This is a genomic window from Pectobacterium peruviense, assembly GCF_003312355.2.
GTDB classification, from domain to species: domain Bacteria; phylum Pseudomonadota; class Gammaproteobacteria; order Enterobacterales; family Enterobacteriaceae; genus Pectobacterium; species Pectobacterium peruviense.
In genome coordinates this window covers 4061701-4077739 of the sequence record NZ_CP161826.1, presented here as the reverse complement: position 1 = coordinate 4077739, position 16039 = coordinate 4061701, and the positions used below count along the sequence as shown (strand labels likewise).

11 protein-coding genes are annotated in these 16039 nt (G+C 49.6%); 7 read left to right on the top strand and 4 right to left on the bottom strand.

Going from position 1 to position 16039, the window contains the following annotated elements:
- Window positions 1-253 precede the first annotated feature (253 nt).
- Window positions 254-1984 (top strand): polysaccharide lyase family protein, encoded by a 1731-nt coding sequence (locus DUT67_RS18340; RefSeq protein WP_189339553.1) that lies wholly within the window; start codon window positions 254-256, stop codon window positions 1982-1984.
- A 78-nt stretch (window positions 1985-2062) separates the two neighbouring features.
- Here the strand turns inward: DUT67_RS18340 and actP are convergent, their stop codons facing one another.
- The 3 genes from actP to acs form a co-directional block, all read right to left on the bottom strand.
- Window positions 2063-3721, bottom strand: a complete 1659-nt coding sequence (gene actP, locus DUT67_RS18335) for a cation/acetate symporter ActP (RefSeq protein ID WP_113633012.1) — start codon at window positions 3719-3721, stop codon at window positions 2063-2065.
- Window positions 3718-4029: a DUF485 domain-containing protein gene (locus DUT67_RS18330; protein ID WP_048258798.1), complete on the bottom strand. Its 312-nt coding sequence runs from the start codon at window positions 4027-4029 to the stop codon at window positions 3718-3720. The genes actP and DUT67_RS18330 overlap by 4 nt, the downstream gene beginning before the upstream one ends.
- A gap of 124 nt (window positions 4030-4153) precedes the next feature.
- Window positions 4154-6115 carry an acetate--CoA ligase gene (acs, locus tag DUT67_RS18325; RefSeq protein ID WP_048258799.1) on the bottom strand — a complete coding sequence of 654 codons (1962 nt, stop codon included), beginning with the start codon at window positions 6113-6115 and terminating at the stop codon, window positions 4154-4156.
- 903 nt (window positions 6116-7018) lie between these two features.
- On the opposite strand from acs, the gene DUT67_RS18320 reads away from it, so the two are divergent.
- From DUT67_RS18320 to DUT67_RS18295, 6 genes are all read left to right on the top strand, one after another.
- On the top strand, window positions 7019-7411 hold the full coding sequence (locus DUT67_RS18320) for a hypothetical protein (RefSeq protein ID WP_011092415.1): 393 nt from the start codon (window positions 7019-7021) through the stop codon (window positions 7409-7411).
- 748 nt (window positions 7412-8159) lie between these two features.
- Window positions 8160-10529, top strand: coding sequence for a TonB-dependent siderophore receptor (locus DUT67_RS18315; protein ID WP_113633011.1), 2370 nt, complete (start codon window positions 8160-8162; stop codon window positions 10527-10529).
- 163 nt (window positions 10530-10692) lie between these two features.
- On the top strand, window positions 10693-11217 hold the full coding sequence (locus DUT67_RS18310; RefSeq protein ID WP_113633010.1) for a sigma-70 family RNA polymerase sigma factor: 525 nt from the start codon (window positions 10693-10695) through the stop codon (window positions 11215-11217).
- Window positions 11214-12161: a FecR domain-containing protein gene (locus DUT67_RS18305; RefSeq protein ID WP_113625452.1), complete on the top strand. Its 948-nt coding sequence runs from the start codon at window positions 11214-11216 to the stop codon at window positions 12159-12161. Before DUT67_RS18310 ends, DUT67_RS18305 begins: the two co-directional genes overlap by 4 nt.
- Before the next feature lie 182 nt (window positions 12162-12343).
- Window positions 12344-13354: an AI-2E family transporter gene (locus tag DUT67_RS18300; RefSeq protein WP_048258814.1), complete on the top strand. Its 1011-nt coding sequence runs from the start codon at window positions 12344-12346 to the stop codon at window positions 13352-13354.
- Between the two features lie 151 nt (window positions 13355-13505).
- Window positions 13506-14123 carry a hypothetical protein gene (locus DUT67_RS18295; protein ID WP_113633009.1) on the top strand — a complete coding sequence of 206 codons (618 nt, stop codon included), beginning with the start codon at window positions 13506-13508 and terminating at the stop codon, window positions 14121-14123.
- Window positions 14124-14210: 87 nt separating this feature from the next.
- Here DUT67_RS18295 and DUT67_RS18290 read toward each other — a convergent pair whose 3' ends face one another.
- Window positions 14211-15737, bottom strand: a complete 1527-nt coding sequence (locus DUT67_RS18290; RefSeq protein ID WP_048258817.1) for an MFS transporter — start codon at window positions 15735-15737, stop codon at window positions 14211-14213.
- Window positions 15738-16039: the final 302 nt, after the last annotated feature.

Genomic DNA, 16039 nt, shown 5'->3' with positions numbered 1-16039 from the left:
GCGTGAAGGAGGGCGCTTATCTCCTCGATTATGTTGTTCCTGATATCTCTATCCCATCTATTTAAAATGGCAGAAATTTTTAATTTCAGCGACAAGGTTTGGTGCCATACCGAGATACACGGGGCTACCACGGTGCGAGGTGTCCCTGCGGGAACCTCATCACCGTGTTTCCCCTAATATCTGACATTTGCCGTGGCCTGAACCACCGTGATGAAAATTCTTGTCTAACCGACTGAACACAAGAGGGCTGACTGTGAAGCGATCTGTCTTGTTGTTGGTGGGTGTCATGCTGGCACCCTATAGCTATAGTGCACAGGATAATGCCGTGTCGTTATCCGTTTCGGGCTTGAATACCGTTCTGGATAACGGCTTGCTGAAAGCCACATTCGGGGAGGATGGCAGCGCGGTGGGCATGGTAACGGGCGGCAAAAATATTGTCACCAACCTGTCTGGTGCGGCGCGCGATCCGAGTAAAACGCGTAGCGCTTACCTCGATTACTATATTAACGATGCTCATGCTAAAGGCGTCAAAGATTTCACCCCCGAGCGAGTGGAAGTGCTACGTAACGATCGTGAGATGGCGCATGTGGCCTATATCGATGACCGAGGCGGATTGCTAAAGCTTGAATACCACTTGATTATGCGTCGCGGCGTTAGCGGTCTTTACAGTTATGTGGTGGCCGAAAATAGCGGACGTCAGGATGTTAACGTCAGTGAGCTGCGTAATGTCTATCGCTTCGACCCTGCACGGTTAGACCATCTCTATAGCGGCGTTCGTCAGGGTAAACCGCTGCTCTATAGCCAGCTTGAAGCCTCGCCAAAGGTGCAGGATGAAACCTGGAGACTGCCGGATGGCAGTATCTATTCCAAATATGACTTCGCTGGTTATATGCGGACCGCGCCTTTCTGGGGTGTTTTCGGCAATGGCGTGGGTGCATGGTTGATTCACGGCAACCGGGAGTATTTCTCCGGTGATGCGCTTAAGCAGGATTTGCTGGTGCATCAGGATGCGATCATTCTGAACTATATGACGGGGTCGCACTTTGGCACGCCGGATATGGCGGTACCACCGAGCTGGAAAAAATTCTACGGCCCGTGGTTGCTATATATTAATCAGGGCGATACCGAACAGATGCTGGCGGATGCCCAGCGTCAGGCGCTGACGGAAACGGTCAGTTGGCCGTATAAATGGGTGGACGATTCCCGCTATCCTATCGATCGCACTCAGGTCAGCGGACGCGTTGCCAGCCAGCAGTCAGTCACTGTTGTGCTTTCATCATCATTGGATGAACCGTTTGATGTGCAAACCCGCGGCTATTCGTATCAGGCAACGACTGACTCGCAGGGGAATTTTGCCATTCCTCATGTCCGACCGGGTAATTACCATCTGGCCGTGTACGCTAACAGCGGTACGCAGCCGGGGATACTGGCGGAGCAAACGCTGTCCGTTTCTGGTGATAAGCAAGTACTGCCGATGATAACGCTGCCTAAAGCCGAATCGGTTGTCTGGGCCATTGGGCAAGCCAATCGGCAGGCGAGCGAATTCCGCTTTGGTAACGAAGCACGTAACACCCGCTGGCAGCATGAGGTTCCGGCAAATCTGACGTTCGATATTGGCCGCAGCGATTATCAGCGCGACTGGTATTACGCGCAGACCAAACCGGGAAAATGGGATATCCGCTTTGCTCTAAAACCTGAAAAGAAAACCTATTTCCTTAACATCGCACTGGCGGCAGCCAGCAACAGCGGCATGAGCGAGCCAACCGTGCCACAACTGGCGGTAATGGTAAACGGCACCACGCTGGAGACACTAACTTACGACAACGATAAAGCCATCTATCGCGGTGCGCTACAGAGCGGTCGCTATCACGTTGCGCGTATCCCCGTGTCATCCGGTTTCCTGAAAAAAGGCAACAACACGATCACGCTGCAATTAAAAGGCGGTAGTGTGATGTATGACGTGGTGACGTTAAGCGAGGAGTAAACCCCGTTTCAGCAACTCAGAGCGTAGGATTTCATAAAGGAGCTGGCCCGCGAAATGCGGGCCAGAGAGAGACAGAGATTAGTGAGAACTGCCTTTTGAAGCACCGACGCCGGTTTGTGAGCGGACAAACTGCGCATGGAAGCGAGCACGTTCCTGCTGTCCTGTTTCGGAACGATCGGTGATGGAGAAGAACCAGATACCGATAAACGCGACCAGCATGGAGAATAGCGCTGGATAATCGTAAGGATAAATCGGCGTGGCGTGACCGAGGATTTTCACCCAGATCGTCGGCCCCAGTACCATCAGAATGACGGCCGTTAACAGCCCCGCCCAACCACCAATCATGGCGCCGCGTGTCGTCAGCTTCGACCAGTACATGGAGATGATAATGATGGGGAAGTTACAGCTGGCAGCGATGGAGAACGCCAACCCAACCATGAAGGCGATATTCTGGTTCTCAAACAGGATACCGAGCGAAATAGCCACGACACCCAGCACCAATACGGTGATTTTCGAGACTTTCAGCTCATCACGTTCTGTCGCTTTCCCTTTCTTGATCACGTTAGAGTAGAGGTCGTGGGATACGGCAGAGGCGCCCGCCAGCGTCAACCCAGCGACGACGGCCAGAATGGTGGCAAAGGCCACGGCGGAGATAAAGCCGAGGAAGAAATTGCCGCCGACCGCATCGGCCAGATGCACTGCCGCCATGTTATTCCCACCGATGAGTGCGCCCGTCGCGTCCTTAAACGCCGGATTGGCACTCACCAGCAGAATAGCGCCGAAGCCGATGATGAAGGTCAGGACGTAGAAATAGCCCATGAACCCAGTGGCGTAGAACACGCTTTTTCTGGCCTCTTTGGCATCGCTGACGGTGAAAAAACGCATCAGAATGTGTGGCAAACCGGCCGTACCGAACATTAGCCCCAATCCGAGAGACAATGCGGATATCGGGTCAGAAACCAGTCCGCCGGGGCTCATGATCGCTGCGCCTTTCGGGTGAACCGCCATCGCCTGTTTGAACAGCGCATCAAAGCTGAATCCGACGGATTTCATTACCATGACCGCCATGAAGGTGGCGCCGAATAGCAGCAGGACGGCTTTGATAATTTGTACCCATGTGGTGGCGAGCATGCCGCCAAACATCACGTACATCACCATCAGAATGCCGACCAGTACCACGGCTACATGGTAGTTGAGGCCGAACAGCAGTTCGATGAGTTTCCCTGCGCCCACCATCTGTGCGATGAGGTACAACGCCACGACCACCAGAGAGCCGCAAGCAGAGAGGCTGCGGATGGGGTTTTGTTTCAGACGGTATGACGCGACGTCAGCAAAAGTGTAACGCCCGAGGTTGCGTAGTCGCTCCGCGATCAGAAACAGAATAATCGGCCAGCCGACTAGAAAGCCGAGTGAGTAAATCAGACCGTCGTAACCGGAGGTATAGACCAGCGCAGAAATACCGAGGAAGGAGGCGGCTGACATGTAGTCACCCGCAATCGCCAGCCCGTTCTGGAAACCGGTAATGTTGCCGCCAGCCGTATAATAGTCGCTACGTGAGCGGGTTTTCTTCGACGCCCAGTAAGTGATATACAGCGTGCCGCCGACGAACAGCAGAAACATCACGATAGCCTGAATATTCAAGGGCTGGCGCTGGACATCCCCCGTGAGCGCATCTGCCGCCCACGCAATCACGGGTAGCGTCAACAGTCCGAACAGCATCATAAAGCGTATTTTCATTGCTTTACCTCATCCAGTAACTGCTTGGTCAGGCGATCAAATTCACCGTTAGCGCGATACACATAGACGCCCGTCAGAATGAAGGAAATCACAATCAATCCCACGCCAATCGGAATACCACGGGTAATGCTCGAATCGGGAGCGATCGGTGTTCCCAGCCAGCCTGGTGCAAAGGCGATCAGTAGAATAAAACCGACATAAAGCACCAGCATGATTAGCGAAAGGAAAGCGGCAAAACGCTGTCGCTTGTTGACCAGTTCTCTGAATAGAGGGTTACTTTCAATCCGTTGATAAATGGCATCATTCATCGTAAGTCTCCAGTAATCTGTTAGGTTGAGTATTGCCGCAACGTTGCTACCTGATTTATCGCCAGCCACATCCCCGCAAGCCACGTCATGGCTTACGGGAATAGAGAAAGCTTGGGTCAGGTCGTTATTGAGAGGCGGTACTCATGGCCTGCTTTTCTTCGAGCAGTTTTTCGACGACGCCAGGATCGGCCAGCGTTGAGGTATCCCCCAGATTGCTGGTGTCACCGGCGGCGATCTTACGCAAAATACGACGCATGATTTTGCCGGATCGCGTTTTCGGTAAGGAGTCAGTCCAGTGCAGGATGTCCGGTGTGGCAATGGGGCCGATTTCCTTACGCACCCAATTGCGCACTTCCGTATACAGCTCGCTGGACGGCTCTTCGCCGTGATTTAGTGTGATATAGGCGTAAATGGCCTGCCCTTTCATATGGTGTGGGATACCCACCACGGCCGCTTCGGCAATCTTAGGATGTGCGACGAGCGCAGACTCGATTTCTGCCGTCCCCAGACGGTGCCCGGAAACGTTCAGCACGTCGTCAACACGACCGGTGATCCAGTAATAACCATCCTCGTCACGGCGCGCGCCGTCGCCGCTGAAATACATGCCTTTGAAGGTGGAAAAGTAGGTTTGCTCAAAGCGATCGTGATCGCCAAACAGCGTTCTTGCTTGGCCTGGCCAAGAATCCACAATCACCAGATTGCCTTCGCTGGTGCCTTCCTGTGGATTGCCAAGATTGTCGACTAATGCAGGTTGTACACCAAAGAATGGGCGCGTCGCGGAACCGGCTTTCGCTTCGATTGCGCCGGGGATCGGGGTGATCATGAAACCGCCCGTTTCTGTTTGCCACCAGGTATCGACGATAGGGCATTTACCATTGCCGATTTTGTTGAAATACCATTCCCAGGCTTCCGGGTTGATCGGTTCGCCAACGGAACCCATGATCCTGAGCGATTCGCGCGATGTGCCTTCGATCGCCTTGTCACCTTCAGCCATCAATGCGCGGATCGCAGTAGGAGCGGTATAGAGAATGTTGACCTTATGCTTATCGACCACTTGCGCCATACGTCTAGCGTCCGGCCAGGTTGGTACGCCTTCGAACATCAGCGTAATCGCGCCGCATGCCAGCGGACCATAAAGCAGGTAGCTATGCCCCGTAACCCAGCCAACGTCTGCTGTACACCAGTAGATGTCGCCGGGATGGTAGTCGAAGACATACTTGAAGGTCAGTGCGGCATAAACCAGATAGCCGCCGGTGGTATGCAGAACGCCCTTGGGCTTACCGGTCGAACCCGATGTATAAAGGATAAACAGTGGGTCTTCCGCATTCATCTCTTCTGGTGGACAGTGATCGTCTGCTTTTTCAACCAGTTCGTGCCACCACAGATCGCGCCCGTCCTGCCATTCATTGATTTTACCTGTACGGCGGAAAACGATAACGCTGGAAATGGTGGTGACGTTCGGGTTCTTTAATGCTTCATCAATGTTCTTTTTCAGCGGAATCACACGCCCGGCGCGTATGCCTTCATCGGCGGTGATGACCAGCTTGGCGCTGGAATCGATGATGCGCCCAGAAATGGCTTCAGGAGAGAAGCCCCCGAAGATCACCGAGTGGATAGCGCCGATTCTGGCACAGGCCAGCATTGCGACAGCGGCTTCCGGCACCATCGGCATATAAATAGCAACGACATCACCTTTTTTGACGCCCTGTGACTTCAACACATTGGCGAAGCGGCACACGGACTGATGCAACTCACGATAGGTGACTTTTTTACTTTCGGTTGCGTCATCCCCTTCCCAGATGATGGCGGTTTGATCGCCACGCTCGGCCAGATGGCGATCCAGACAATTTGCTGCCACATTTAATGTACCGTCTTCAAACCAACGAATACGGATATGGCCAGGGTCGAATGAGGTGTTCTTGATCGTTTCATAGGGTTTTATCCAATCGACGATCTTTCCCTGTTCACCCCAAAAGGCGGCGGGATCGTCAACGGACAGCCGATACATATTTTCGTATTGCTGGGCATTTATCAGTGCATTTTCCGCAATAGCGGCGGGAATGGCGTGTTTATTATGTTGTGTCATAGCGCTTCTCCTTAAACATGTTAATGCTATGTCAAATAATGGTTAATTGTAGTTAACCTGTTATCTTTGTTTCTTTTTTGCGCGATTGATCACGCAATGCAGGAAAAGCAATGAAGCGTTACTTAAAAGATAGTCTTTTGGTTCAGAAAGTAGGCAGTTTTTTCGTGATAGCCAAAATGCGATAAGTGATGTATGTCACAATATGAAAGTCAGCAGAATTATGTAGGCTGTTATAATGTCATTAACGATCAATTCATTGTTTTCAATAGATTATATCTATTGTTATCAAGTTTTTGATCGCCCTTTACGATCAAAAGGCATAAAGATCCCGCTTATTCAGCCGATAGTAAAAAACCTGTTCAGAGTATATTCCTACGTGAGCCAGCTATTTAGCGCGTTCAGTAGTGGTCTGTGTGTTGAAATTTTGTTCTAGTTGTTAATTATATGTAGGCTATTAATGAAATAGATTTATCTGATTATCAACGAGCAGATAAGTGTGAATAATCTACACTCTAGGTGGGTTCCACAGCACAGATGTGGGCCATTCTTAAAATGGGTAAAGATGCTGTGTGCTAGCCGCTAACAAAAAGAAAAGTGAAGTGTTATTTTTTGTGTCTTATTCAGAAATATCCGGTTTCCAAAAATAAATAACATAGATATACCCAACATCACTGACGCTGAGTAAGGCGGCAGATGTTTGAGCCCCGGTAACCAGAGAACCGATAAACGGTTCCGGTTAGCGAAATTCACTATTTTCATTAGGTGATTTTCTGGGGTTGGGAAGAACACTATTAGTCCGGAAACCTTTTAAATTCCGGTAGGTTGATTGCTTATCAATGGTGTGCCGTGACGTCATGGCACGCTGTGAGATATCTTTTTACATAGCATGATGCAGAGGAAACAATGAGTCTGATATTTGGCCGGAATGAGATTTTAGGCATGCTTTCTCAACCAGTTCAGAATGATCGGCGTGCTGTGGCGGTGATTGACGAAAAATGTAAGGTCGTCTGCGCGAATTCTGCCTTCAACGCCCATTTTGGATTGCGTGCTGAAATGAATACGCCCGTCTCAATTGATGATGTACTCCCTATTAACGTGAAGTTTGCCTATCACGACTTTATGACCAATTCCAACGTGTTGAGTACACGCGTGGTCTCGGATCTGCTGTCTGATGGCTTTACTAAAAAGCAGTTAAGTACGCTGTCTTTTTCTAAGCTGAACGTTGAGAATCGAGTGCTTTCTCTGCTGATCCTGAATCAGGATGCGGTTGAGCCTTCGACAAACTTGGCTTCATAAGCTTGAGTCATTGTAGATTATCTGGCCGGAAGAGTAGATATGTATACTTTCCAGTGGAAAATAACGACAAAAGACAAATTGTTGTTATTGATAACGTTGTTATTGCTAATTTAGCATCGTTTTATCAACAGCAATCGATTGCGTTGGTTATTCTCTGATTACCCACTGGCGGCCAGTAGAACGATAAAGCAGCACCAATTTTTCGTGCATGGAGAATAAAAAACGTTTTTATTAACCACCATGATGTGAAAAGTTAAGAAAAATAGAGAGTTAACTATTTTATTGCATATAGTATGCTTCTTTAAAATAAACAGCGAAACGTTTCGATATCATCCCGCCTTTCTCCTTGCCTATTCCCTTTTCCTTCTGCCTTTTTTTGGATTATTCCTTTAGGCAACATGGTTTATTAATCATTGATAATAAGCTCTGAAAATTTTCTTTATTTTTAGTGCGTTGAATCATGATGGATGACAAATGAATAAATAGACTCTCGTCTAATTATTGATGAGGTCGAGCCGATACAGCGCTTATCGACATATAGCACTTTTTGATAAAATTCGACGTTGGTTTTTTATAGTTAATGGTATTTCTGCACATGGGGTTACCAATATCGGCAACGCAATTTCCGTAATATTTCTGATTCATAACGCTTACTTTAATTATTTTTCGATTTTTAGTTCCCCTTTTTACTCTCTCAATTGGCATAGCTTCTGAAAACAAGCGTTTCTTATGCGATAGGGGATAAATAATGGTTACATTCCGTACCCACCTGTTGGCTCGTATTTTACGTGCCGGGGTACTTGGGGCATCGTTTGCTTCAGTGCTGCCAATGGCGGCGGTCTATGCTGCATCTGCGGTATCCGTTCAACAATACGCGGTGTCGTCCGGCCCGCTCAATCAGGTGCTTAATCAATTTGCCCAACAGGCTGGCGTATTACTTTCTTACGATCCAGCATTAGTGGCGGGTAAACGCGGTGCGGGGTTACAGGGGAACTACAGCGTTGAGCAGGGTTTCCAGCAGATTCTCAGCAATAGCGGCCTCAGTGCACAGTACAGTGCTGATGGCAGTGTGACGCTAGTGCCGCGCGCGGCGGGTGAGCCAGTACCCGTTTCTGCACCTGTTGGCGCTAAAAACGATCGAATTGTCGTTACTGCTCCACCGAATACTGCGATGAAGTTGGATGTACCCATTTCAGAGACGCCGCGTGCGGTTGCCGTTGTGACAGAGAAACAGATCGAAGAGCGCGGGGCGCAAAAAATCGATCAGGCGCTGCGCTACAGCAGCGGTATTCTGGCGACGCCATATGGGCCGGATAACAAGGCTGAATGGGTGACTATTCGTGGATTTAGCGATCAATCTCGGTTCCAAAATGGTCTGGCTACGCTGAATGAAGATGGATTCTATGGTCAGCAGATTGAACCGTTCGGCGTCGAGCGTATCGAAGTGCTGAAAGGCCCAGCCTCTGTCCTGTACGGACAAAACCCGCCGGGCGGCCTGGTTAATGTCATCACCAAACGACCGACGCGTCTGCCGCAGGGAAAAGTGGAGCTGGAATACGGTTCTAACGACTATCGCCATCTGGCCGTCGACAGTGCGGGTCCGTTAAATGATGATGGCTCGGTGCTGTATCGCGTTGTCGCGCTGGCTCGCGATACCTCGGGTGAGATGGATTTCTCGAAGAGTAAGCGACTTTACCTGGCTCCGAGCGTCACGTTCCTCGGAGAAGACACGGAACTGACCGTATTAGCCAGCTATATGGATACTAACTCGGACACGACCAACGGCTTTAAGCTGCCGTACGGTACATTACATGGCACGCCGTTTGGCAAAGTTGGCTATAAAACATCGCTGGGTGAACCGGGAATGAACCGCCATGATACCCGGCAGTTCACTCTGGGTTATGAGTTCACGCATCATCTGAATGACACCTGGACGTTCCACCAGAACCTGAACTACGCCTACCTTAATTTGGATCTGCGTAATGCTTATGCGCTGAGTATGGCTGATGCGCGTCATGCTAATCGTGGGTTGACCTACCGCGACGGCTTTGCGCAAAACTGGGCCACGGATAACCGCTTAGTGGGGGAATGGCAGTGGGAAGATATTGAAAACACTCTGTTGCTCGGGTTTGACTATCGCCGCGCCAATGCGCAAAGCCGCGATGGTAATCTGTACTCCTTTGGCGCCCCTATCGATATCTTTAATCCGGTTTACGGTAACTACACGTCACCGGACAGCCAGTTGTTCGATCACCGCTCTGGACGCCATCAGACCGGTTACTACGTTCAGAATCAGATCAAATATGACGAGCGTCTGATCTTCTTACTGGGTGGACGTTACGATGTGGCGAAGTCTCGCGACCGTAATTTGTCATCAGGCGCGGATACCCGAACAGACGATACCAAATTCACCAAGACTGCTGGGGTAATGTATCTGTTTGATAACGGAATTTCCCCTTACATCAGCTACTCGGAATCGTTCCTGCCGGTGTCGGGCCGCGATGGTTACGAACGTCCTTATGTGCCAGAAGAAGGCCAACAGACGGAAATTGGCGTGAAATATACGCCGGAAGGCTTTAACGGTTATGCGTCTGCTGCCTTGTTTAATCTGGAACAGAAAAACGTTAAAACGACGGATCCTAAAAACCCGAGTCTGACTATTCAGGCGGGTGAAGCTCGTTCACGCGGCCTCGAATTGGAATTGAGCGGTGAGGTCTATACCGGTCTGACGCTGACGGCAAACTATACTTACAACGAAGTGGAGACGACTAAATCCGGTTCCGTTGGCGAAGTAGGCAAACGTCTTCCGGGACTGCCTGAGCAAATCGTGTCTGGCTGGGCAACCTATGCCTTTAACGGCAAACTGGAAGGGTTAAGTATCGGTAGTGGCGTGCGATATGTTGGCAGTTCTTACGGCGACATAGCCAATACGGCGGATATGAAGGTTCCGGCTTATACGCTGTGGGATGCGATGATTGCCTATGATTTCAGCAAAGACTGGCGGTTGCAGGTTAATGCCACCAACCTGACAAACCGTGAGTATGTCAGCGCCTGTAACTACTGGTGCTACTACGGCGAAGGCCGTAACGTTAGCGCGAATGTCAGCTATCGTTGGTAATCTCCCGTTTTGAATATCGCTGAAAGAAGCCTTCGGGCTTCTTTCTTTTTTGTACCGCTCGCCATGTAATCCCTCCTTTTTACTGTAATCGGCACGATAGTCGTTGACTTTGCTTTTAATGATAATGAAAATCATTTCATTGCTGTCACATTGAGCGACCACCGTGAAGAGTCCCGCCGTTACCTGCCCTAATCAGCCTGAAACCTTAAGCGTTCAGCAGATTTATCATGACCACCATGCCTGGTTACAGGGATGGTTACGTCGACGTTTAGGATGTTCACAGCAGGCTGCGGATCTGGCGCAAGACACGTTTTTACGTTTGATCTGCCAACATCAGGCCGATCACATTCGTGAACCGCGTGCCTGGCTGACGACCGTGGCCCGCGGGCTGGTGGTTAACCACTGGCGACGTAGAGACATCGAGAATGCCTACCTTCAGGTGCTGGCTGAGCAAGAATTTAACTTTTCCCCTTCGCTTGAGCAGCAGGCGATGGTGGTTGATGCGCTGCTAGCCATCGACCAGATGCTGTCTACATTGCCAGTTAAGGTGCGTCAGGCATTCTTGCTGGTGCATCTTGACGGCTTGACCTATTGGCAGGTTGCTGAACAATTAGCCGTTTCCGAGCGGATGGTAAAAAAATATATGGCACAGGCAATGCTGAATTGTCTATTGTGTCAGGACTTATGATTTCCTCTATTACTTCTTCTATTCCGAAAGATGTTCTTTATGCTGCCGCTGAGTGGTATGCGACGCTGTATGACGAAGACTGTTCCGAACACGATCGTCAGACATGGCAGCGATGGTTACATGAAGATGAAACCCATCGGCTTGCCTGGCAGCAGGTTGAACAGATTCATGCCCGTTTCCATGCGGTAGACAGCCAATTAGCTTCCTCGGTACTGAGCAAGCGGGGTGAAGAACGCCGACGTATGCTCAAATTGTTGGTTATCGCCAGCGTGACCGGAGGTATGGGTTTTAGTCTGCCGTGGGAAAGCTATGCAGCCGATTACCGCACGGGAACGGGAGAAACGCGCGAGCTCAGCATCGAAACGGGGATGACCGTCTGGTTGAATACGGATTCAGCATTGAATCAGCAGGGCAACCCCGCCTTGTCTCAGCCGCTGACGTTTCAATTGATCAAAGGTGAGTTGATGCTGGACAACCAAACTGCCCATGCAGCCCGGTTGACCACACCCCATGGCGATCTCGCTGCTGCTGCGCATTCTTGCCAATTGACGCTCCGCTACACTTCTACCCACAGCGTCCTCTCTGTTTTTAGCGGAGAGGTTTTGCTACAAACGGCAGTACCCGCTGCACAGCGCGTGACGGCGGGGCAACAGGTTACTTTTACTCGAGACAGGTGCAGTGAGCCTGCGCCCGTTGAGAATTTCCGCCAGAGCTGGCGCAAGGGGCAATTGGTCGCGGATAGCATGCCGTTAGGGCAGCTCATCAATGAAATTTCCCGCTATCATAATGGCTATTTTCATGTCGATTCTGCTGTCACAAATCTACGGATTTCGGGTGTTTTTCCGTTGAATGAAACCGATCGCCTGCTTGACGCCGTCGCACGGACGTTGCCAGTGAAGGTGAGTAGACGTTTTTCATGGTGGGTGGATATCCGCCCAAGCTAAAACACTGCTGGTATTTCGCCGATAAAACACCAAAAATATGCCCCAATTGTTAGCTGGTTGGTTATCACTCGCAGATTAAACACAAATCTGGGGCATATATATCAATCTGTTGATACCGAAAAAGGCGTAGCATACTCCACAAAGGGTATTCTCAGCGTTGCCTCTTCATACGGGATGTCATCATGCAGTTACTGAACCTGAAACAAGCTCGCCTGTTGAGCTTTTTCTTTATTATGGGTGGCCTGTTTATATTGCTGCCTTTACGCCTGCTGACCTGCTTTATTGCCGGTTTTTTGGTGTATGAAATTGTGAATTTGCTGACTCCCTATTTTCAACGGGTCATCAGTGGTAAACGCGCTCGTTGGATTGTGGTCGCAGTGATCAGTACGCTGGTAGTCAGCCTATTGAGTCTATTGTTTGGCAGCCTGGTCGGATTGTTGATGCAGGAAATGAAGGATACTGCCGCGTTCAATATACGCATTGGCTACATCCTCAATGACATCCAGCAGCAGATTATCCACTACTTACCGGGGTATCTGCCAGTCAGTATTGAAGAACTCCAACACGAGTTTCTGCAATGGGTTCAGGCGCATATTGTGATGTTGCAGAACATGGGGAGAAGTTTCCTGCATGGATTTGTGACGATGCTCATCGGTATGGTGCTTGGGGCGATTGTCTCGCTTTATAACGTCGATCCGGACACGGAGAAACCGTTACTAAAAGCGGAGTTACTGCGCCGGGTTTCGTTGCTGTCGGCATCGTTCCGCAACATTGTTTTCGCCCAGGTGAAGATTTCTGCCGTTAACACGTCGCTGTCCGCCATTTTTATTCTCGGCGCTTTGCCGCTGTGCGGTATTCATCTGCCGTTTGCCAAAACGCTGGTGGTGCTCACCTTTGTTTTTGGTTTGCTACCGGTCATCGGTAACCTGATTTCTAACTCCATCGTCTTTCTGTCTGGTTTATCCCTTTCGCTGCCAATCGCGCTGGTTGCGCTGGTGTATTTGATGCTGATTCACAAGCTTGAGTATTTCCTCAATGCACAAATCGTCGGAACGAGGATCAAAGCGCATGCATGGGAAATTCTGTTGGCAATGCTGGTGTTTGAAGCGGCATTTGGCTTGTCCGGTGTGATTGCGGCTCCGATATACTACGCCTACCTGAAAAGTGAATTGAAAGAAGCTTCACTGATTTAATCCTGCATTTAGGCAGGTGATTGACGCAATCGCCTGCCATATTCTGCCATTTCCATATAGATCGCTACAACGGCGCACCAACGGCCCAATATCATCCTTTCCTAAATGATACCCTTAGCAGCATTACTATCGTCGTACGGATTCGTGAAGTATGAGTAAAGATGTTGCTGTTGTTGTTCGCCGTTTGGGATTTGCCTTGATGCTGGCGGTGATTGTGGGCCTGGTGTTACTTGCGCTGTTTATTGATGTGGTGGTGCTGAATAACGCAGTGGAGGAGATTTCCATTACTGAGTTTTCTCAGGAGGCGTTCTTATTATTGACTGGGCTGCTGTTCTTGCGCATCGGAATAAAATGGCGTGCGCGTCGAGGTGGCTATCTGCTTATCGCTGGGTTCTTTTTCTGTTTGTTGATTAGAGAAATGGACTTCTTTTTGGATAATATTGCGCATGGCAGCTGGTTCTATTTTGCCACACTGTGTGCGGTGGTCTGCATTGGCTACGCGGTGTCTTCACTAAATAATACGTTTGCTGGGCTGGCGCATTTTCTCCAGCACGCTAGCTACAGCTATATGGTGTGTGGGTTACTGGCTGTTCTGGTCTTCTCTCGCCTGTTTGGTATGACCCAGCTGTGGGGAACGCTGATGGATGATGGGTATATCAGAACCGTGAAAAACGTTGCAGAGGAAGGGGCTGAACTGTTCGGCTATACGTTGTGTCTGATCGCTGGCGTGCTGTATACCCGCTCTGTTAATCAAAAAACGACGCTCTAAATAAATCAACCCAATGCGAGATTGGGTTGATTGTTAAGAATACTTGTTTTCAATAAACGATGATCTTCAATAAACGATGGTCTTCGATTAATGCTGTGGAGTAGCAACCTGCGGTTTCGCCTCTTCTGGCTGAACACCTAATGGGTTGTTGCCCCAGCACTTCTCATATTCCCAGCCTGTCAGCTCTTCAGCAACAACACGAGCATGAGCTGGGATATCGGCAATGGCACCGCCTGCTTTGATACGTGCAATTTCTTCCAGCAGAATGGCGTGGTTCTTACGATCCAGCTTCATCTGCGTCGTGTAGTAAATCGCAACCAGTGCAAGAGCGATAACGCCCAGTGAGAACACACCAACAATCGCCTGTACGGCAGATTCCGGCTGTACCGACTGTCCGGATACAAAGCCAAATTGGCTCAGCGTCCAACCCATTGCGAAGACGATGACGGAACGCACCATTTTGCCCGCAAACGTCATTGCGCCTGCGTAAATACCTTCACGGCGACGTCCAGTCAGAACTTCATCCACATCGGCGAGGAAGGTATAAACCGTCCAGGGAATGTAGTAAATACCGCCAGTGCTGAGGCCAAATACAGCAGTAATGGCAAACAGGACGAAGATAGTCATGTCTTCTGACCAGTTTGCAAAATAGAGCGCCGCATAAGCGATTACGCTGACAATCACCACCATCAACGCTAGACGGAACGGCCGTGCAAAGCCCATTTTGACGCAGATACCGATGAAGGCTGCGGTAGATATGAGCTGCATGACTGAACTGAAACTGTTGAGGTGTGACACCAGCGCGGTGTTCTGTTTCAGGCCAAAGACGATGAAGTAGGTAAACGCGGAAGCGAAAAGCCATTCAGCGCCGAAGCCAAACAGGTACATTCCCAGATGCTTGCGGAAGATGCGCAGGCGGAAAGTGGAGACCATATCCACACTCAGCTTTTTCATGGCCTGCCACAGGCTTGATGTGCTTTCACGGACAATTTCGTTTACCGGACGCTCCCAGGATGTCATATAAAGCGCGATCATCGCCGCAGCCATAATGGCACCGTAGACCAGGCCGGTGTAGAAAAATGGCGTTGCTGAATCTTTACCGTAGACGGCAATAAACTGCCCCGGAATGAACGCTGCCAGGAAGTTGGCGATTTTACCGAAAATGGCTTTAGAACCTGTCAGCTTAGACCGCAGTTTAAAGTCGGAGGTCATTTCGGTAGCCAGCGTCTCATACGGCACCATGATCGAGGTATAAATCAGCTCGAACAGCACGTATGTCGCCAGATAATACCAGAAGCCAAAGCCTTCAACCCATAGCATGGGGTAGACCAGAACCAGTGGGGCACCTAGCAGAATAAAGAAGCGTCGGCGACCAAATCGGCGACCAATACGGGTGTTGTAAAAATTATCACTGATGTACCCCATGATGGGGTTACTGATAGCGTCAATGATGCTGGCGACGGAGAAAATAGCAGCAGCCTGAACCAATGTTAAACCACAAAATGTGGTGTAAAAGTACATCAGCCATGCGCCGCTGATAGCAAGCGCGCCACTGCCGAGCAGGTTCGCGCTGCCGTAGCAGAACGTATGTTTAAAAGAGATTGGTTTATTCATGATCAGCCTAATTACAAATATGAAACAATATTTCAGTTCGATTGAACTATCATTTCTTTATAATTTGCTCTATTGAAAAGAAAGTAAACTGACGATCACGCTTTTGAGTGCTTTTAATAACGATCTGTCAGGTGGATCATGAAATAAGATATTTTAATTTGATTTTTATAATTTTCTGATTTTTGTTTTATGTTCTTAATTTACAAAGTTTGTAGGTTTACTACAACAGCGCCGTACACGTATTGATTGGCGAAGAGACGATAGTGGGCGCTACCCCACAAATCGATAGCATGGTATGAAAT